Below are 19871 nucleotides of genomic sequence, written 5' to 3' on the forward strand. Positions count from 1 at the left end.
ATTACCATCAAGTGGCGGGCTGAAGCCCGCCCTACATCACATCAACCCCATGAAAAAACTCACCCTCGCCCTCCTTACCCTCATCCACACGAGCACCGCTATGACCGCAACCCAAGACCCCAATCTCTGGCTGGAAGACATTGACAGCGAAAAATCCCTCACCTGGGTACGTGCGCAAAACGCCACCAGCGAGAAAGCCCTCACGCAAAGCCCCGCCTTCAAAACCATCGAGGCCGATCTGCTCGCCATCCTCGATTCCGACGACAAAATCCCCTACGTCGTGAAGCGTGGCGACTACTACTACAACTACTGGCAGGACAAAGACCACCCGCGCGGCATCTGGCGGCGCACCACCTGGGACGAATACCAGAAAACCGAGCCCAAATGGGACACCCTCATTGACCTCGATGCCCTCAACAAAAGCGAAAACGCCACCTGGGTGTGGCACGGCGCGGACTGCCTGCGCCCCGACTACCGCCACTGCCTCATCAGCCTCTCGCGCGGCGGCGCGGATGCGGACGAAACCCGAGAATACGACCTGGAAACCCGCGAGTTCATCAAAGACGGCTTCTACCGCCCCGAAGCCAAAGGCTCAATGGGCTGGATAGACAAAGACCACGTCTTCGTGCAGACCGATTTCGGCGCGGGCAGCATGACCGCCTCCGGTTACCCGCGCGAAGCCCGCCTGTGGCAACGCGGCACACCGCTTGCCGACGCCAAAACCGTCTATCGTGGCGAAGAAAACGACATGCTCATCACCGCCGCTCACGACGACACCCCTGGCTACCACCGCGACTTTGTCAGCCGCGTTATCGACTTCTACCACAACGAGCTCTACGAACGCGCACCGGACGGCACACTGCACAAAATCGACGTCCCCGACACCGCCGACAAAGGCGTCTATCGCGACTGGCTCAACATCACCCTGCGCGAAGACTGGACACTGAACGGCAAAACCTACCCGTCCGGCAGCTACCTCGTCGCCAGCTACGCCGACTGGCAGGCGGGCAAACGCGAACTCACCGCGCTCTTCACTCCCGATGCGCACACCTCGCTGGCGGGCATCACCTGGACCAAAAACTACCTCATCCTCAACAAACTCGAAGACGTGAAAACCCGCCTCGTCGTCCTGGATCCCGCCAAAAACTGGGCGGAAAAACCGCTGGAAGGCGTACCGGCGAACAGCACCGCCAGCGCCGCCGCCGTGGATCCCGACGAAAACGACGACCTGTGGCTGACTGCAAACGACTACACCCTGCCGACCACCCTCTACCACACCCGCGTCGGCGGCACGCCCACCGCGCTCAAATCCCTGCCCGCCTTCTACGACGCGAGCGACATCACCGTCGCCCAGCACTTCGCGAAAAGCGATGACGGCACCGAAATCCCCTACTTCATCGTCCACCACAAAAACATCACCCTCGATGGTAAAAACCCAACCCTGCTTTACGGCTACGGCGGCTTTGAAATCTCGCTCACCCCCGGCTACGCGGCAGGCGTGGGCAAAGCCTGGCTGAACCGCCGCACCCAGGACGGACGGGGCGGCGTGTACGTCGTTGCCAACATCCGCGGCGGCGGCGAATACGGCCCGCGCTGGCACCAGGTAGCCCTGAAAGAACACCGCCACAAAGCCTACGAAGACTTTGCCGCCGTCGCGCGCGACCTCACCCAACGCGGCATCGCCGACCCGGCGCACCTCGGCATCCAGGGCGGCAGCAACGGCGGCCTGCTGATGGGCAACATGCTGACCAAATACCCGGAACTCTTCGGCGCCATCGTCATCCAGGTGCCGCTGCTCGACATGCAGCGCTACAACAAACTGCTGGCGGGCGCCTCGTGGATGGCCGAATACGGCGACCCGGACAACCCCGCCGAATGGGCTTACCTGGAAAAATACTCGCCTTACCATCAGTTTGATGCGGCAAAAACCTACCCGCCGGTGCTCTTCACCACCTCAACCCGCGACGACCGCGTCCACCCCGGCCACGCGCGGAAAATGATGGCGAAAATGCAGGCAGCGGGCAAAAACGCCCTCTACTACGAAAACATCGAAGGCGGCCACGGCGGCGCGGCAGACAACAAACAACGCGCCTACATGAGCGCGCTGGCCTACACCTTCCTCTGGGAACAGCTCGCCAAATAAACACGAAAAGCCCGCTGCTGCGGGCTTTTTTGCGCGTGCCGCCAAGCGGGATATAGTTGGATAGATAAAAAAGCGTAACAAGGCGCGTCGCCGCAGACAGTACAGGTAGTACGGCAAGGTGACGCAACGCCGTTACGATTTTTTAGATGTTTAACTATAAATACTGGCTTCGTGCATGAAGGCAACAAACCCTGGTATGGAATTGCCAGAGCGATGTGGGAAAATAGCCGCGCTGCCTTTGGGCAGCTTCTTTTATTACCAGGAGAAACCATGAAAAGAACCCTCACATTCACCTGCGCCTTGCTGTTAGCACACACCGTTAGCGCGGCAACGGATGCCGGCAAAATTGCCATCGGCGGTATCAAATTGGGCATGACACGTGCGCAAGTAACAAAAACGCTGGATAAAAGCTGCCCCGGCTATCAAGAAGAAAAAAATGCGCAGGCAGCGCAATCCGCCACCTTTAACTGCGCACCGGCGAGCAAACAGCCGCTGTCCGTCAGACTGGATAACACCGTCATTAGCGCAGGCTACCAGCAGCAAGAATCTCTGCCGAAAGGTGCCGATCAAGCTGCCGTGAGCAAGGCGATACAGGCACAGGTGGATAAATTGAGCAAAGAATATGGCAAACCGGATCTCGTCGCCGACAACAGCAGCGTGAAAATGGGCGGCGCAGAGCTCGGCAAAGTCAACAAAGTGCTGTGCTGGGGACAATGCGGCAAAGCCAAAGACGGCGCCATACATCCGGATGGCAAAGTGCTGGTGGTAGGCATTGTTGCCTTGCCGGAAGCGCTGATTATTTCACGCGGTGTCGTGGATGCCGTTGCGTTCGGCAAAGTTGCCACAAAATAAAACCGCAACGCTGAATACAGAAACAGGCTGACCATGTGTCGGCCTGTTTTTTTTTGCGCCGTGCCTTCTTATGCCGTCCCTTTCGCCAAGCGAAATAAAGCCCGCCGAAGCGGGCAGGCACGCGCGTATTACAGCGGTTTTTCCGCCCAGAATTGTTTGATGACGTCTGCGACGGCAGCGGGTTCGTCCATATGCAAATGGTGGCCGCCGTCCAGGCGGACGACGCGGATATCCTGGGTCAGGCGGTAGCGGTCGGGCAGGTAATGCCAGTGCGCGGTAAAGCCGCTGTGGCCTTCGATCATCAAGACCGGCGCGGTGATGCGCGGGATGAATTCTTGCACTTGTTCTTCAGAGAGCATCATCGGCTGCCACACGGTGAGGCGTTTGTCGCTGATGAAGCGGTAGCCGGCGGCCTCGTGGTTGAGGTTGCGCCGCACCAGGCGTTCGGCACTCTCCGGCTTCATCTCCCCGGCCTTGATGCGCGCGGCGATGAGCGGGACAAGATCCTGGTAGTAGCGGTTGCTGCGCGGGTTCATGTAGTCCATGGTCAGCAGGCGTTCGCGCATCCGCTCCGGCAGGTCGTTGTGGTTGGAGACGTAGGGTGTGCCGTAGCATTCGATGCAGACGAGGCGGCTGATGCGGTCGTAGAAGGTGCCGGCCACCATGCTCGCGACTGCCGCGCCGAGGGAATGGCAGACGAAGTCGATTTTGTCGATGCCGAGGGCGTCAGCGGCAAACATGGCGTCGCGCATATGGTCGGTGAAGTGGTAGCCCGCGCCGAGCGGGCGGTGCGCGCTGCGGCCATGGCCGGCAAATTCAAGCGCGATGAGCGAGGTGTTATTGTCGATGAGGTAGGGCGCGAGCGGGGCAAAGCTGGCGGCGTTATCAAGCCAGCCGTGCAGGGCGAGGACGATGTGTTCGCCTTCGCCCCAGCGCTGGCCGGCGAGGCGGATGTGGGGCAGGTCGATGCAGATTTCGCGGGGGGTGATGGGGTGGGTCATGGGGGATGTGGGCAGGTTTCAGGGGTTGCGGTGTTCTTCGTACCGGGCTTCCGGCTGTTCGTCCGCCTCCGGCAACTGGCCGCTGTCGGCGATTTGTTGCAGCAGATGATTGAGTATTTGCGCCGGAGTTTTGCCGTGCTGGCGGATGATGGTGAAGGCTTTGTTTTTGGTTTGGGTCGGGATGTGGAAGGTGTAGGCGGTGCTGTGCATGGCGGGCTCCTTACGGGCAGGGGTTGCTGATTTCCGCATGGATGGCGTTGATCGCAGCGAGGGTGTCATCGCTGAGGGTGATGTCGGCGCTGGCGATGTTTTCCGCGAGTTGTTCCAGGCTGGTCGCGCCGATGATGTTGCTGGTGACGAAGGGGCGACTGGTGACAAAAGCCAGCGCGAGTTGAGCGAGGCTGATGCCGGCAGCTTCTGCCACGGCGGCGTAGCGTTCGACAGCGGCAAAGCCCTGCGGCTTGGTGTAACGGGTGAAGCGGCTGTATTTGGCGATGCGCCAGTCCTGATGCCAGGGCAGGCGGCGGTATTTGCCGGAGAGCAGGCCGAAGGCCAGCGGCGAGTAGGCGAGCAGACCGATGTGTTCGCGCAGCGATATTTCGGCGAGGCCGACTTCATAGCTGCGGTTTAGAAGGTTGTAGGGGTTTTGCACGGAGACGGCGCGGGTTTTGCCGCTGAGGGCAGATTCGTGCAGATGCGTCATCACGCCCCACGGGGTTTCGTTGGAGAGGCCGTAGCTGCGGATTTTTCCCGCTTGCACGAGTTCGTCCAGCGCAGCGACGGTTTCGGCGATGGGCGTCAGGTCGGTAGGGTCGTCAAGGTTATTGAGGCCGAGGGTGCCGAAGTAGTTGACGCGGCGTTCCGGCCAGTGCAGCTGGTAGAGGTCGAGGTAGTCAGTGTGCAGGCGAGCAAGCGAGGCGTCGCAGGCGGCGTGAATTTGCGCACGGGTGAAGCGTGAGCCGCCGCGTATGTAGTCCTGGCCGTCGTTGCCGCGCGAGGGGCCGGCGATTTTGCTGGCGAGGATGATGTCGTCGCGTTTGCCGCGTTTGGCGAGCCAGCTGCCGATGTATTGTTCGGTGCGGGTATAGGTTTCGCGGCAGGGCGGCACGGGGTACATTTCGGCGGTGTCGATGAAGTTCACGCCGTGCGCGCTGGCGTAGTCGAGCTGGGCGTGGGCTTCGGCTTCCGTGTTCTGTTCGCCGAAGGTCATGGTGCCGAGGCAGATGGCGCTGACGCGGATGTCGGTGTTGCCGAGCGGGCGGTATTCCATGGGGTACTCCTGTTGGGATGGGAAAGGGCGCTACTTTACTCCTGTTTGTGCGGGTAGCGCAGGCGGGTGGTTACAGTGGCAGTGCAGCCTGCCGCGTTTCCACCGCTTCTTGCAGGCCGGAATAGGTGACGCCGACGAGGCGCACGGGTTTTGTCGGCGCGATGTCGTGCAGCAGGCGCGCGATCCAGTAGTGCGCGTCGTTTTCCCGGGTGAACGGGGTGGAGACGCTGCGGCTGCGGGTGATTTGCGAGAAGTCGTGGTATTTCAGCTTGATGGTCAGGGTATGCGGATGCAGGTGGCGTTTTTGTACGTCGGCGAAGGCATCCTGGTTTTGCGCGAGGAGCGCCTGATAGAGGGCGGGGATGCCTTCGAGGTCGTGGATGAAGGTGGTTTCGCTGCCGATGGATTTGCGCTCGCGCGTGGGTTCGACGGGGCGCAGGTCGATGCCGCGCGCCATGTGGTAGTAGAAGTCGCCGTGTTTGCCGAAGGCCTGACGCAGGCTTTCCGCCGAGAAACGCAGCAGGTCGGCGCCGGTTTTGATGCCAAGCGCGTGCATATGGGCGGCGGTCGCCTTGCCGATGCCGTGAAAGCGCTCGATTGGTAATGAAGCGGCGAAGGCCGGGCCTTCGGCGGGGGTGATAACGGCGAGGCCGTCCGGTTTGTTCAGGTCGGAGGCGATTTTCGCCAGCATTTTGTTGTAGGAAACGCCCGCCGAGGCGGTAAGCCCGGTTGCAGCGCGGATTTCCGCGCGCAGGCGTTCAGCGATGCGTGTTGCCGAGCCGCGCTCGTGCGGGCTGTCGCTCACGTCCAGATAGGCTTCATCCAGCGAGAGCGGTTCGACCAGGTCGGTGATGGCGAGCATCAGCGCGCGGATTTGCAGGCTGACGGCGCGATAGGTCTCAAAACTCGGCGGCACGAGGATGACGTGCGGGCAGAGTTGCAGGGCGCGGTGCGAGGACATCGCCGAATGCAGGCCATAGCGCCGTGCTTCGTAGCTGGCCGCTGCCACCACACCGCGTTCCTGCGGCGGCCGCGCGACGATAAGCGGTTTGCCGCGCCAGGCAGGGTTGTCGCGCTGCTCGACGGAGGCAAAGAAGGCATCCATGTCGATGTGGATGATTTTGCGGTTGCTCATGACCCGCCCCGGCTGCGCGTTTGTTCAGGCGAAATGGCGGCGGTAGATGTCGAGCACGCCGTAGATTTCCGCTTCCGGGCTGACGTAGTGGCAGAGGTCTTTGATGACGTCAACGGCGTTGGCGGGGCAGGCGGCGAAATCGACCTGGCTGAGGATGGGCAGGTCGCCCTGGGAATCGCCGATGGCGGCGAGGCGGAGCGATGCCGCTTCGCGCCCGGTGTGGTGCAGGAAATGCTGCACGCCCGTCCATTTGTTGACACCGTGCGGGGCGATATCGAGGGCGCGCCCGGAGCAGTGCAGGTCGAAGCCGTCGGTATTCAGGTTGGCCGTAACCACGGCATACACGTCTTCCGCCGTTTTGCCTTTTTCGGCGACAAGCGACACGCAGGCTTCTTTGCCGTGGCTCATTTCCCAGTGTACGTCCAGGCTGTTTTTGTGCGCAGCGAGGTATTGCGCCATCTCCTGTATGCGCAGGCGTACAGCAGGCGTCATTTGCGGCGCGGGGATAACGTCGTCGTTGAGATAGTCGTAGAGCAGTGCGCCGTGGTCGGTGATGGCGTAGCGGCCGAAGCGGACGATTTGTGCCAGCGTTTCGATGTAGGAAAGCGAGCGGCCGGTGCAGAGGACGACTTCGGTCGGCGATTGCTGCACGAGCTGTTCCAGCGTTTGCAGAGCGGCGAGGTCGTAGCGGGCAAATTTGCCACGGGTCAGGCAGCCGTCGATGTCGAGAAAGAGGATGGTAGCGGGCATGGTGTTCTCCTGCGGGTTATTTGCCCTGTTCCGGCTTTTTATTGAGCGAAACGTACCCATCTGCCTGTTTTTGCAGCAGTTCGTAGCTGTGGCGGATTTGCGCGGTTTTCGGGTGGTCGGGGTAGTGGCTGATGAGCTGTGCAAGCAGGTGCAGGGCCTGGTCGCGTTTGCCGGTTTTGTCCAGCGCACGGGCGGCGAAGTAGTAGTTTTCAAGGATGTCTTTGTGCCCCTTGTGACGCTGCGCGAAATTGCGGGTCAGTGCCAGCACAGTGTTGTAATCGTGATGCTCGCCGGCCATACGCGCAAGCGGCTTGATCCAGTCGGCGGGCAAACGGGCGATGTCGTCCAGGGCGATGTTTTCCACCGCTTTGCGCACACAGAGGTAGCAGCGTTCGTTGCCATGCACGGCGGCTTCAATCAGGCGCTGTTCGAGGGCGGGCAGTTCTTCATAGCGGTGATGCACCTGGTAGAACTCGTAAAGAATGCGGTAAGCGGGGAAATACTGGCCGATGTCGCGGTGCATGCTGGTGTAATTGAGCAGCAGCGTCTCGGCCTCGCGGAAGCCGCCTTCCTGCATCAGCACGTCAACAGCGAGCAGGTCTTGCGCAAACTGTTTTTTCTCCTCCTCGTCCATGCGGTAGGTATCGGCTTCGTAGAGCGCGCGCTGCTCGGCTTCGCTCAGTTCCTGCGACTCCTTTTCGCGCATGAAGTAGCCGATGTAGAGATAGGTAAGTGCGGTGGCAAAGGCCTGGATGATGGCGATCATGAACACGACCAGCATGGGGGAATGGGTGATGCCGGCGATGATGCCGACGATGAAACCCAGTACGAAGCCGATACCGATAAGCGTGATGAGCGGAAAGAGCAGGATGGACAGATAATTCCCGATGCCCATGTTGCGGATGACCTGAATCCAGCCGCCGGGGCTAATCATGCTGCCGATGCTGTCATTACCGATGAGGTTCATGATCATCGCCGGAGCGAAGAACCAGGTGACGAGCAAGAAGGGATACAGCCAAGCATGAGGGCCGCCCAGCAGCCCTAGCGGGAGGAGGGTAATGCCGATGATGATCATGCCGACGAGGTATTTAAGCGGCGTCAGGAAGGGGACAAGCGTGACCGGCGCATAGGGCACGGGCTCCTCTTCCAGTCCCTCGGAAATGCGCATGATGCCGTCGAACATCTTGCAGGCAAGGAGGAAACCGGCGGCCATTTGCAGCAGGAAGAAGCCGATATTACCCGAAGTGGCTTTGCTGACATCCAGCATGGCGTCGAAACATTTGGGATCGGTGATGCTGCAATCCGGCGATACCCCCGCGTCAGCAAAAATTTTGTGCGCAATTTCCGCCTGCTGATAGTCGTGGAAACCGTTGATGCAAAGGACAACGGCCAGCAGCCCCCAATAAAGCAGATTGCCTCCCTTGAAAAGATAGCGGATGGCGCGCAGCAGCTTGTCAAAATTGTCTTTGATGTCGTTCATGAAAAATCCCTGTGGTGTTAACAGCGCCGCATTGTATAGCGGGGCCGGGGAATAGGCACGCTTCCCCGGAGCGGTAGCCAACCTGCCGACGCGCTTATACAATCCTGCGCCCAATCACCACCACCGCCCCACCCTGTGAAAATCCCCCTGCCCAACGCCAACCTCATCTCGACCCTGCCCATCATCCTCAGCATCAGCGCTGCCGCCCTCATCATCTGGACGCTCAACATCCCGCATTACGCCATGCCGCTCATCCTCGGCGTTATCGCCGGCGGCCTTGCCGACCTCGACAATCGCCTGCGCGGGCGCATCAAAGACCTCGGCATCGTCCTCGCCGCCTTTGCTGCCACCTCGCTCACCGTGCAGCTTACCCTCGACCACACCGTCGCCTACATCATCGCCATGCTGCTGATGACCTTCACCCTCACCTACATGGGGGCCGCCGGGCTGCGTTACCGCACCATCGCCTTCGGTGGGCTGACCGTCGCCATCTACACCACGCTCGCCTACAACGCCGCCCAGCCGTGGTACGTCAACCCGCTCTTCATCCTCGCCGGTGCCCTCATTTACGGCGGCGGCGCGCTCATCGTGCAACTCGTCTTCCCGCACCGCCAGGTGCAGGAAAACATGGCTGCCGCCTACGCTGCACTTGCCGACTACATCGACGCCAAAGCCTGCTACTTCGACCCGGACGACCACGACTACGGCGGGCGGCAAACCCAACTCTCGCGCGCGAACACCGCCCTCATCCAGGCCTTCAACCAGTGCCGCAGCACCCTTTACTACCGGATGCGCGGCCAGCACCGCCACCCGCGCACCGCACGGATGCTGCGCTACTACTTCGCCGCCCAGGACATCCACGAACGCATCAGCTCGGCGCACATCGACTACCGCGAACTCGCGGAAAAACACAAACACAGCGACCTGCCTTACCGACTCTGGCACCTCATCGAACGCCAGGCACAAGCCTGTCGCGACATCGCAACCGCCTTGCACCAAAACAGCGCCTACCACAGTGACGCCCGCCTCGAACGCGACAGCGACGGCCTAAGCCAGTCCCTGCAATACCACCTCGCACAAGACCCCGCGCGCCGCCCGCTTACCCGCCTGCTCGATAACCTGCGCAGCATCAACTACCAGCTCGCCCACCTCGACACCGCGCAAGAAGACAACGCCGACAGCACCATCGCCGCCCGCCAGGAACCCGGCCTGCGCGAAATCCTGCCCGCCCTGCGCCACCACCTCAGCTTCCGCTCGCCTGCCTACCGCCACGCCGTGCGCCTCAGCCTCGTCGTCCTCACCTGCTGCACCATCGTCGCCGCGCTGCACCTCGAACTCGGCTACTGGATCCTGCTCACCGCCATCTTCGTCTGCCAGCCGAACTACTCGGCGACCAAAAGCCGCGTCAACCAGCGCGTCCTCGGCACCATCCTTGGCGTCATCATCGGCTCCGTTGCGCCGCTCTTCACCCCAACGGTCGCCACCAAACTGTGGCTCATCATCGCGAGCACCACCCTCTTCTTCTACTACCGCAACCGCAAATACAGCATCTCCACCCTCTTCATCACCATCCAGGCCTTCACCAGCTTCTCGCTGGCAGGCTACGACCTCACCGCCGCCATCCCGCTGCGCATCATCGACACCCTCATCGGCGTCGCCATCTCCTGGACCGCCGTCACCTACCTCTGGCCGGACTGGCGCTACCTGACCCTGGACAACACCGCGCGCACCGCCATCAAAAGCGACGCCGCCTACCTGCGCCACATCCTCGGCCAACTGCAAGCGGGCGGCAGCGACGACGTTGCCTACCGCAGCATCCGCCGTGTTGCGCACGAAAACGCCGCCCAGCTCGGCAGCACCGTCTCCGACATCAGCAGCGAACCGCGCAAATACGCAAACCAGCTCGATAACGCCTTCAACCTGCTTAACCTCAACTACACCCTCCTCGCCTACATCTCGGCGCTCGGCGCCTACCGCAAACCCAAAACCTCCCCGTCGGCAGAAGAGAAAGAACGGGAGCCGCAACCAAACGACGCGGATAGCGCCTCCCTGCTGACCGCCTACTACCACCTGGGCGAAAACATCGCCGACCTGCTCGAACAACTCGACACCCTCACTGCCGCCGACTACCAGCAGCGGCACGAGCACATCCGCGCCGAACTTGACCGCCTGCGCCCGGACGAAAACGACCCGCAAGAACAACACAGCCACCTCTGGCAACAACTGCTGATGATCAGCCGCACCATCGAACCCTGCTACCGCGCCCTGCATTCGCAGCAGGCCTGAAAACCGCTCGCCTGAACGACCTGACGATGGCCCAAGGATCTAGCGTTTATCCCGCTTGACCATAGGTATCTACCCATCTCGTAGCGAGAGAAAATCTTTTTGAAAACAGCGGATAATCCCTTCTCCCGCTTGCGGGAGGAAGGGTACCCATGAAAAAAATGCCTGCATTTTTTTCATGGGTACCCGGGAGGTGTCGCGAAGCGACGGAGGAGGGCAAAAAACGCCTGACGGTCCCGCTTGACGAGATTCATCCTGCGGACGAACACCCTCACCCCGCCCCCTCTCCCGCAAGCGGGCGAGGGGTTTTTCTTTGTTTTTTCAGCTATTTTTGCAGTTATTGAGATGGGTATAGTTGAATAGATAAAAAAGCGTAACAAGGCGCGTCGACGCAGACAGTACAGGTAGTACGGCAAGGCGACGCAACGCCGTTACGATTTCTTAGATGTTTAACTATAGATACCTATGTTCACTTGGTGGGTATTGACAGGCGGTCAGTTGCCACGACGGCAGCCGGGGCCGTCGATGCGGCTTCTGCCGCCCTGTTCGGGGGTGATGCGGATTTGTGTCGGGATGCGTTCGGTCAGCGCCGCGATGTGCGAGATGACGCCGATGTGTTTGCCGTCCGCGCGCAGCGCGCTCAGCGTGTCGAGGGCGCTTTCCAGGGTTTCTTCGTCGAGGGTGCCGAAGCCTTCGTCAAGGAAGAGGGTGTCGATGCGGATGTTTTCCCCCGCCATGTGCGAGAGGCCGAGGGCGAGGGCGAGGCTGACGAGGAAGGTTTCGCCGCCGGAGAGGTTTTTGGTGGTGCGGGTTTCGCCGCCCTGGTAGTTGTCGATGATGTCGAGTTCGAGCGGGCGCGCGGGGTCGTGGGTGAGCAGGTAGCGGTCGTTCATCCGCGCCAGTTGGCGGTTGGCGTGGGCGATGACGCTGGCGAAGGTGAGGCCTTGCGCGAAGTTGCGGTATTTTTTGCCGTCTGCCGAGCCGATGAGGTCGTGCAGCGCCTGCCAGCGGCGGGTTTCGGTCTGTTGGGCGGCGATGGCCGCCTGTTTGTCGCGCAGGGCGGCGTGGGCTTTGTCGTTTTCTGCAAGGCGGTAGTTGATGGTGGCGATGGTCTGGTCGTGGGTCTGTTGTTGGGCGCGTTCGGTTTCCTGGCGTTCGCGCAGGGTGGTTTCGTCTTCGTCGGTCAGGGCCTGGGCAAGGGTAGCGTCAAGGCGGGCGGCGCGGTCGTGCAGGCGGCTGTGGTTGTCTTGTTGGCGGCGATCGAGGTCGGCGGCGCGGGCGGCGAGTTGGGCGCGGGCAGCGGCGGGCAGGCGGGCGGCGAGGTAGGCGATTTCGGCGGGAGAGGGCTGGGTCTCGCTGCGCGAGATGCCCTCACCCCCGCCCTCTCCCGCAAGCGGGAGAGGGGGTTTTTCTGTGCGAGCGTCGCTTGGTGTGGCTTCTGTTTGCTGGGCTAAAGCCCACCCTACGTTTTGTGCGCTGGTATCTGCGATGATTCCCGCCGCTTCGCTGTCTTTTTGGAATTGGGCGGCGGCTTTGCTGATGGCGGCGCGGTTTTGGGCGAGGCGTTGGCGCAGGTCGTGGAGGCGGGTTTCGCTGTCGCGCAGGGTGTCGTGCGCTTGCTGGCGGGCGGTTTGGGCGCGTTGGGCGTTGTGTTCGCTGCGGGTTATGGTGTGTTGTGCGGCGCGGGCTTCGGCGTCGGGGTCGCGTGTGCCGTAGTGGGCGCGGCGTTCGTTTTGGGTGTGCTGCCAGGTGGCGAGGGCGGTGTTGTGTTGGGCGACAGCTTGGGTGTGGGCGCTTTGGCAGGCGTCCAGGGTGGCCCGGCTGCCGGCAAGGGCGGTGGTGGTGATGCTGTGTTGTTGCTGGATGTCGCGTTGGCGCTGTTCGTGGTGTTGCCAGTCGTGCAGGCGTTGGCGCAGGGTTTTCAGGATGGCGGCGGGGCCGTCGGGATCGTACGGTGTTGCCGCCGTGGTGGGGGTGTAGGGCGCGAGTTGGCGGGCAAGGGCAGCGTGGGCGGCAGCGAGGGCGTCGTCGCTTTGTTTTTGTTGTTGGCGGGCGGCGGCGTAGTTGGCGCGGCTGTTGGTGTGGTTTTGCGCGGCGAGGTCGCGGTTGTGCGCGGCAGCGGTGGCGTTTTGTGCGGCGGTCCGGGCAGCGCTGGCGGCGTTGTGTTCTTCGTTTTCGCAGGTTTCTGCCTCGGTGATGTAGCGGTTGAGCGCGTCGTATTGGGCGCGGAGGCTGTCCGGCAGCGGGGTCTGGCCGTGGGTGTAGGGGTGTTCGGTCGCGCCGCACAGCGGGCAGGGTTCGCCGTCGTGCAGTTGGGCGCGACGGGTGGCGAGGTCGGCGATGTTTTGCGCGGCGGCGAGTTGGGCGGCAAGCCGGTCTTTGTCGGCGCGGTAGTCGCGCAGGCTGCGTCCGGCGAGGTGTTGCGCGAGGCGTTGGTTGGCGCGGTCGTGGGCAGCGGCGAGGCTGGCGGCGTGGGCGGCGGTTTTTTGGTAGGCGGTTTCAGCGGCGGCGAGGGCGCGTTCGTTTTCTTGGTGTCGGGCAAGGGTGGCGCGGGTGTGGGCAGCGGTTTCGTCGTTTTGTTTTTGTTGGGCGGCGAGGTCCTGGACGCGCAGGGTGATGGTGTCGAGGTCGCGGGCGAGGGCGGCGTCAGCAGCGTGGGCATCAAGCCAGGCGGCGATGGCGGTGAGCTGCCGGGTTTCGTCGTCGTGCTGTTGTTGCAGGGCGCTGTGGCGCGCGGCAGCGTCGGTGAGGGCGGCTTGGGTTGTGGCGACGCGCTGTTCGTGTTCGCGCAGGGTGTGTTGTTGGTCGGCGAGGCGCTGGTCGTAGGCGCGCATGGCCTGCCAGTGTGGCTGGTTGGCGTCGTGTTGTTGTTTCGCGGCGGCAAGGGCGGCCTGGGCGCTGGCCAGGGCAGTGTCGGCGGCGGCAAGCGCGCTTTGTTGGCCGGGCAGGGCAGCGCTGAGGGTGGCGAGGCTGTGTTCGTCGTCGTGTTGTTGTTGGCGCAGGGTGTTGAGGTGGGTGTAGGCAGCGTCGAGGGTGGCGGCGCGATTGGCGCGTTCGAGGCGGGCACGTTCGGGGGCGAAGGCGGCGGCTTCTGCGGCGAGTTGGCCGGCCTGCTCGCGCAGGGCGCTGTGTTCGGCGCGCAAGCGGGCGATGTCGGCCAGCCAGGCGAGGGCGGCGGCGGTTTGTTGTTGTGTCGTGGCGAGGGTGGCGGCTGCGTGTCGGGCGGCGTCCCGCTCGGCTTCGAGGGCGGCGGTTTTGTCGGCAGTGAGCAGGGTGATGCCGGCGGTTTCGGCTTGCAGGGCGTTCAGGGTGTCGCGCGCGGCTTTGTAGTTTTCGTGGGCGCGGATGGAGAGTTGGCTGTAGATGGCGGTGCCGGTGATTTGTTCGAGCAGCGGCGCGCGTTCGTCCGGTGTGGCTTGCAGGTAGGCGGCAAATTCGCCCTGGGCGAGGAGCATGGCACGGGTGAAGCGGCTGTAGTCCATGCCGGTGAGTTGTTCGATGGTGGCGGCGGTGGTTTTGAGGCTGCTGGCGAGGAGTTGGCCGCTCGTGGCGTCGGCGATTTCGTGTTTGGGGTTTTGCAGTTCGCCGTCGGCGCGGCGGCGGGCGCGGTGCTGGCTCCAGTAGCAGCGGTAGCGGCGGCCATGCACGGCGATGGTGGCTTCGGCGAAGCAGGTGCCGGTGTGGCGGCTCATGATGTCGTTCGTGTTTTTGTTGATGCGGGCGAGGCGTGGGGTGCGGCCATAGAGGGCGAGGCAGATGGCGTCAAGGATGGTGCTTTTGCCCGCGCCGGTCGGGCCGGTGATGGCGTAGAGGTTGTCGTCGCGGTAGGCGGGGGCGGTGAGATCGATTTGCCAGGTGCCGACGAGGGAGTTGAGGTTGTGTAGGCGGATGTGTTCGATGCGCATGGGGTAGTTTTGGAGAAGGGTTATTCGGCGTTGTTGTCGGCTTCCTGGATGTCGGTAAGGATTTGCCGGTAGGCGGCGTGCAGGTCGGGGCGCTGTTCTGCGGGGATGTTGTGGGCGTCGAGGCAGCGGCTGAAGACGTCGTTGGGGTCGAGGTCGTCGAGGCGTTCGGCGGCGTGGTCCTGGGCAAGGACGCGTGCGGTGATGCGGTTGTTTTTGATGCGCAGGATGTCGAGCAGGGTGCCCTCGGTTTGTTGTTGCAGGCGTTCGCGCAGGTCGGCGATGTGTTCGGTGCCGTCGTATTCGATTTCCAGCCAGACGGGGGTGGTGCTGGCGGCAAGGTCGTGCAGGCGGTTTTCGATGGTCGGCCAGTCGCCGTGGATGCGGGCTAGGGTTTGCCAGCAGGGGATGGCGAGGGTGTCGATGTGCGGGCGACGGCCGGCAAAGGTGACGAGGGTGAGGCTTTTTTCTTGTCCGGCTTCGCCGAAGCCGAAGGCTAGCGGTGCGCCGCTGTAACGGCGGCTCGGGTCGCCACCGACGGTTTGCGGGCGGTGCAGGTGGCCGAGGGCGAGGTAGTCGATAGCGGCGGGGAAGGCATCGGCGGGGATGTGGGCGAGGCTGCCGATGTAGAGGTCGCGCGTGCCGTCGCCGTCGGTGGTGCTGCCGCCAGCGGCAAAGAGGTGGCCGGTTGCGATAAGCGGGATGTCCGCGCCGTGGGTGGCGCGCAGGGTTTCGGCGTGGGCTATGGTCGCCGCGTAGTGGGCGCGGATGCCTTCGAGCAGTTTGCGCGCTTTGTCGTCGCTGCTTTCGCCAGCGTCAACGCTGCGGATGTCGCGTTCGCGCAGGTAGGGCACGGCGCAGCAGATGGCTTCAACGCTGCCGTCAGGGGCACGCAGCAGCAGGGTTTCGTCCGCCGGGCTGCCTGCGCTGCCGATGATATGGATGTTGAGGGCGCGCAGGAGTTCGCGCGGGGCGTCGAGGAAGGTGGGGGAGTCGTGGTTGCCGGCGGTGATGATGATGTGGCGGCAGGTTGTGGCGGCGGCGCGGCAGAGGAAGTCGTAGTAGAGCGCTTGGGCGCGGTTCGGCGGGTTGCTGCTGTCGAAGATGTCGCCAGCGATGATGAGGGCGTCGGCGTGTTCTGCGCGGAGGGTGGCGAGTAGCCAGTCGAGGAAGGCGCTCTGTTCGTCGTAGCGTTTGCGGCCGTAGAGGGCGCGGCCGAGGTGCCAGTCGGCGGTGTGGATGAGTTTCAAGGGGGATGGGGGGATGGGTGGGGATGGCTATTTTACAGTCGCCCCCAATGGGTCTGATACGGCGTTGTTTCAGGGTTTATCTACTGGAAAATACCTGTTTTCATCATAATGTTATGGAAGAAAGGCTAGGGTCTGTTAACTTTGAATGGAGGCTTTTGCAAAAGCAGGCTTTTGGCGCCAGCTGCATGCAGCTCTGGATAAACAGGTTTTTTCACGATTCACCCGCTTTACGAGCATTTATGAATAAAGATCACCGCACTGAAATTATCACCAGCGTCCCCGTGGACGGCAAAAGGGCGCGCAAGGAAATCTTCTTATGAAATACTGGATCGGCACGGTTTCTCAAGAACACGTCCTGCGCGGCGTGGCAGGCGGATTTTGCCAGGTGTGCCACGGCAAAGCCGCACCTCTCAACCGCATGAAGCGCGGCGACTGGCTGCTCTATTACAGCCCCAAGATCAGTCTGCATGGTCATGAAAAATGGCAAGCCTTCACCGCTTGCGGGCAAATCGCGGACGATACCGCTTACCCGTTCCGCATGAGTGAAGACTTTATCCCCTTCCGCCGTAATGTGGTTTACAGCCCCATCCAGCGTGATTGCCCGCTGGACATTGCCCGCACGCATCCCGAATGGAAAATGTACGCCAGCCAGCTGCGCTACGGACATTTTGAAATCAGCGAAGATTTTTTCTCCTTTGTGCAGGGCTATATGCTCGCGCCGTCTGAAAACGGGCCGCGACAGGAAAGTCTGTTTTAGCAGGGTTTGCGGAAAGTGATGCAGTAGAAGCGGTTATCCCACAGCAGCTGGGTGCGTCGCTCGACCACATCAGCTGGGATGCTGTTTTCTATTTCGCCTAGATCAAAGTGGGTATCAGCAAAGTAGCGGCGGGTGAAGCCGCTTTTTTTATATTGCTGGTCGATGAAATCGCTGGTTTCGTCAGCAATCATGATTTTGCTGCCGGGCTTGGCGACGCGCAGCATTTCCCGGATGGCGCGCGCTTTGTCGTTGAAAAAGTTGATGCCGCCAACGTGAAAGACGATGTCGAAACCGTTATCCAGGAAGGGAAGGGTTTCAGCATTGGCATGCACTAAATCCAGTCTTGGGGCTTTTTTCTGCCAGACCCGCTGACAACGGCGCAGCATGCCGAGCGACAGGTCAAGGCCGGTAATGTCCAGGGTGGCAACGTCGATATCCGCAGGCAGGTAATTCAGGTCGATACCGGTGCCGATGGAAACGTAAAGGGCAGCGGCGTCCTGCTGCCATTCCAGTTCGCGCATCAGGGCACGGCGCGTGGTGATGACGCTGTTGCCGTATTTAATCCGCCCTATCCATTGTTCGCCGAAGTCGTACCAGCGGCCCATCCAGTCGTACATTTTCATGTATTTGGCATTTTCGCCGCTGATTTCAGCAGGTTGCAGGCAACGCAGGATTCCGTTTTGCAGCGGCAAATCCTGATAGGCGGGTTGCAGTTTGGCGCGTAATTTAGGGGATGGCATGGGGTTGTCTCTTTTTTGTTTGGGGAAATGCGGTGTGTTTAACAGTCAGGGTGATTGGCTTAATCAAGGTATTGTATTCCCGTCATCTCGCCAAGCGGGATAAATACTGGGCCCGTCAAGCGGCGTAAATACTGGGCCCGCCAAGCGGGATAAACACTGGGCGCACGGGCAGCCACCAAACGGGATGAAACCTGGGTTCCCGGATGTTCATCACATGGGTTATTGGGCTTGTAATCGGCTTTCACAGGCGGCGAGGAGGGGGGCGGTGGTGTGGTGGCGGTCAGGGAATTGGGTGCTGAGGTAGATGTGGCGGGCGAGGGACAGGGTCGTCCAGGCGGCGATGGCGGCGGGGGCCGCAGCTGTCGGGTTTGCGCTCAGGTAGGCGTCGTGCAGGGCGCGCTCTTGTGTGGCGCAGGCGGCGAGGTCGCCGTGGTGGCGCAGGGCGTGTTCCTGGATGTGGGCGAGGTAGTTGCCTACGTCCAGCGCCGGGTCGCCTTCGCTGTAGAGGTCGAGGTCGAGCCAGTAGAGGTGTGCGCCGTCCACGAGGTTTTGGTCGGGGTAGCAGTCGCGGTGGATGCCGCAAACCGGGCGGTGGTGCAGGGTTTCGGCCAGGGCAGTGGTCGGGGCGATGAGGGCATGGATGCGCGCGGCAAGTTCGGGATGGATGGCGGCGGCTTTGTGCAGGCGGTCGTGCAGCAGGGTGAGTTCGTCTTCGATGTTCCAGCGGCGTGTGGTCGGGATGTGGCTGTGGTGCAGGGCGGCGATGGCGCGGCCGATATCTGCCCACAGGGTGGGCGGGCTATGCGGGCTGAGCAGTTCGGTGGCGGGGCGGCCCGGTACTTGGCGTTGTAGCCACAGGCGTTCGGCGGGCAGGATGGCCAGCGGTTCGGGAACGCTGAGGTTGGGCAGGGTGAAGCCTTGTTGCCACAGGGCGCGCTGGATGGTGTAGCCGTGTTTGTCCACGCTTTTGACGCGCAGTTTGCCGAGGATGGTTTGTGGCGGTGCTTGCGGGGTTTCCAGGGTGTAGGCGATGAGGGCGCGGCGGCCGGGTTTGTGGCGCAGGATGCGCAGGGCGCTGATGTGGCCTGCGGGGGTGTTGAGGGCGGCGAGGATGCGGGGCGCGATGGTCGCGAGGTGGTTGGCGGGGTGAAGTTCGTCGTGGGTCATGGTTGGGCGGCGATTTGGGCGGTTTGTTCGAGGCGCGCGCGCATGGTGTCCGGCCAGGCGGGGTCGCGGCGGCGGTAGGGTTCGGGGATGAGGCGGATGAGGGCGGCGATGGTGCGCCAGTGCAGGCTGTGGCGGTTGATAGGGCGGGCGTAGCCGTCGAGGAGGGCGTCGCGCAGGGTGTGGGCGTCAGCCGTTGGGGTGTGGGCGAGGGTTTTGCCGATGAGGGTGGCGAGGTCGGCGTCCGGCGTGGCGCGGCAGGCGTTGTCCCAGTCGATGAGGTGGTAGGTGCCGTCCGGGCTGTGGATGATTTGGTCCAGCGATAGGTCGCCGTGGCTGAGGCAGGGCGCGGGGTTGTCGTGGGCAAGGGCACGTCCGGTTTGCTGGATGAGTGCGGCCACCGCCGGGGTCAGCTCGGGGTAGATATGGTCGATGGTGGCGAGGGTTTGCGCGAGGCTGTGCTGTTCGCCGGCGGGGGTGGTGTGCGGCAGGTGGTCGGCCGGGCTTTGCTGGATACGGGCGATGCAGGCGCCGATGTGGGCGGCAGTCGCGGCATCGGCATGGTGCAGGGTGTCGCCTTCCAGCCAGGCGGTGGTGATGTTGGCGTGGCTGGCGTCGGTGCTGTGGATGGGCGCGCCGCCGAGGGCGGCGCCGGTGCTGGCTGCACGCAGGATAGCGGGGTAGTCGGCGGCGGTGTGGTAGCGCAGGAGGTGCGCGCCCAGGCGGGCGACGAGGCGGCGTTCGGGTTTGTAGCGCAGGATGGTCGCTTCCGGCGGCAGGTCGGGGTTGAGGCGGCGGTCGTGTTCGGGGCTGGCGATGAGGAGGTGGTGCGCGGCAAGGGCGAGGCGGATGCCGCCGTGGCGTTTGTGCAGGCGGCGCTGTTGCCAGTCCCAGTCGTGGCTGGCGCGCGGCAGGGCTTTGGCGTAGGCGTGGCTTTGTTTGCCGTCGTGGTGTTCGAGGTGCAGGGCGGCGAGGCAGTGGGTGTGCGGTTTGTAGCGCAGGTAGTGGACGCGGGCGCGGTGTATGGTGGGATCGTGGGCGCGCAGTACAGCGCTCAGTGCGTCGTCGTCATGCAGGAGGACCAGGCCGGGCAGCTCGGGGTCTTGGGCGATGAGGCGGTGTTCGAGGGGGTGCATGGTGTGTC

The 19871-nt window shown here is 62.6% G+C and carries 15 protein-coding genes; 4 read left to right on the forward strand and 11 right to left on the reverse strand.

The features are described from left to right. Positions 1-49: 49 nt before the first annotated feature. The gene (locus LG374_RS10635; RefSeq protein ID WP_225757671.1) at positions 50-2143 is read left to right on the forward strand and encodes a prolyl oligopeptidase family protein; all 2094 of its coding nucleotides are present in this window, start codon (positions 50-52) and stop codon (positions 2141-2143) included. Between the two features lie 270 nt (positions 2144-2413). Next, the gene (locus tag LG374_RS10640; protein ID WP_225757672.1) at positions 2414-2995 is read left to right on the forward strand and encodes a hypothetical protein; all 582 of its coding nucleotides are present in this window, start codon (positions 2414-2416) and stop codon (positions 2993-2995) included. 128 nt (positions 2996-3123) lie between these two features. Here the strand turns inward: LG374_RS10640 and LG374_RS10645 are convergent, their stop codons facing one another. From LG374_RS10645 to LG374_RS10670, 6 genes are all read right to left on the reverse strand, one after another. Next, the gene (locus LG374_RS10645) at positions 3124-3996 is read right to left on the reverse strand and encodes an alpha/beta fold hydrolase (protein WP_225757673.1); all 873 of its coding nucleotides are present in this window, start codon (positions 3994-3996) and stop codon (positions 3124-3126) included. Between the two features lie 18 nt (positions 3997-4014). After that, positions 4015-4206, reverse strand: coding sequence for a type II toxin-antitoxin system RelB/DinJ family antitoxin (locus LG374_RS10650; RefSeq protein WP_225757674.1), 192 nt, complete (start codon positions 4204-4206; stop codon positions 4015-4017). Between the two features lie 10 nt (positions 4207-4216). Next, a complete protein-coding gene (locus tag LG374_RS10655; RefSeq protein ID WP_225757675.1) occupies positions 4217-5266 on the reverse strand; it encodes an aldo/keto reductase in 1050 nt (349 codons plus the stop codon). Between the two features lie 70 nt (positions 5267-5336). After that, on the reverse strand, positions 5337-6401 hold the full coding sequence (gene dinB, locus LG374_RS10660; protein WP_225757676.1) for a DNA polymerase IV: 1065 nt from the start codon (positions 6399-6401) through the stop codon (positions 5337-5339). Positions 6402-6425: 24 nt separating this feature from the next. Then, the gene (locus LG374_RS10665; protein ID WP_225757677.1) at positions 6426-7151 is read right to left on the reverse strand and encodes an HAD family hydrolase; all 726 of its coding nucleotides are present in this window, start codon (positions 7149-7151) and stop codon (positions 6426-6428) included. A gap of 16 nt (positions 7152-7167) precedes the next feature. Continuing rightward, the gene (locus LG374_RS10670) at positions 7168-8631 is read right to left on the reverse strand and encodes a tol-pal system YbgF family protein (RefSeq protein WP_225757678.1); all 1464 of its coding nucleotides are present in this window, start codon (positions 8629-8631) and stop codon (positions 7168-7170) included. Positions 8632-8766: 135 nt separating this feature from the next. Here LG374_RS10670 and yccS point away from each other — a divergent pair, with 135 nt between their 5' ends. Next, positions 8767-10917, forward strand: coding sequence for a YccS family putative transporter (yccS, locus tag LG374_RS10675; protein ID WP_225757679.1), 2151 nt, complete (start codon positions 8767-8769; stop codon positions 10915-10917). 491 nt (positions 10918-11408) lie between these two features. Here yccS and LG374_RS10680 read toward each other — a convergent pair whose 3' ends face one another. After that, positions 11409-14819, reverse strand: coding sequence for an AAA family ATPase (locus LG374_RS10680; RefSeq protein WP_225757680.1), 3411 nt, complete (start codon positions 14817-14819; stop codon positions 11409-11411). A 20-nt stretch (positions 14820-14839) separates the two neighbouring features. Beyond that, complete coding sequence (locus LG374_RS10685) at positions 14840-16066, reverse strand: exonuclease SbcCD subunit D C-terminal domain-containing protein (RefSeq protein WP_225757681.1); 1227 nt, start codon at positions 16064-16066, stop codon at positions 14840-14842. Between the two features lie 316 nt (positions 16067-16382). Between LG374_RS10685 and LG374_RS10690 the strand changes: the two genes are divergently transcribed. Next, positions 16383-16823 (forward strand): EVE domain-containing protein, encoded by a 441-nt coding sequence (locus tag LG374_RS10690; protein WP_225757682.1) that lies wholly within the window; start codon positions 16383-16385, stop codon positions 16821-16823. Here LG374_RS10690 and LG374_RS10695 read toward each other — a convergent pair. The 3 genes from LG374_RS10695 to LG374_RS10705 form a co-directional block, all read right to left on the reverse strand. Then, complete coding sequence (locus LG374_RS10695) at positions 16820-17563, reverse strand: class I SAM-dependent methyltransferase (RefSeq protein WP_225757683.1); 744 nt, start codon at positions 17561-17563, stop codon at positions 16820-16822. The genes LG374_RS10690 and LG374_RS10695 overlap by 4 nt on opposite strands. 219 nt (positions 17564-17782) lie before the next feature. Then, the gene (locus LG374_RS10700) at positions 17783-18730 is read right to left on the reverse strand and encodes an aminoglycoside phosphotransferase family protein (RefSeq protein WP_225757684.1); all 948 of its coding nucleotides are present in this window, start codon (positions 18728-18730) and stop codon (positions 17783-17785) included. Next, positions 18727-19863 carry a phosphotransferase family protein gene (locus tag LG374_RS10705; protein WP_225757685.1) on the reverse strand — a complete coding sequence of 379 codons (1137 nt, stop codon included), beginning with the start codon at positions 19861-19863 and terminating at the stop codon, positions 18727-18729. Before LG374_RS10705 ends, LG374_RS10700 begins: the two co-directional genes overlap by 4 nt. Between the last annotated feature and the right edge of the window lie 8 nt (positions 19864-19871).

Source organism: Cardiobacterium sp. Marseille-Q4385 (assembly GCF_916618745.1).
Lineage (GTDB): Bacteria > Pseudomonadota > Gammaproteobacteria > Cardiobacteriales > Cardiobacteriaceae > Cardiobacterium.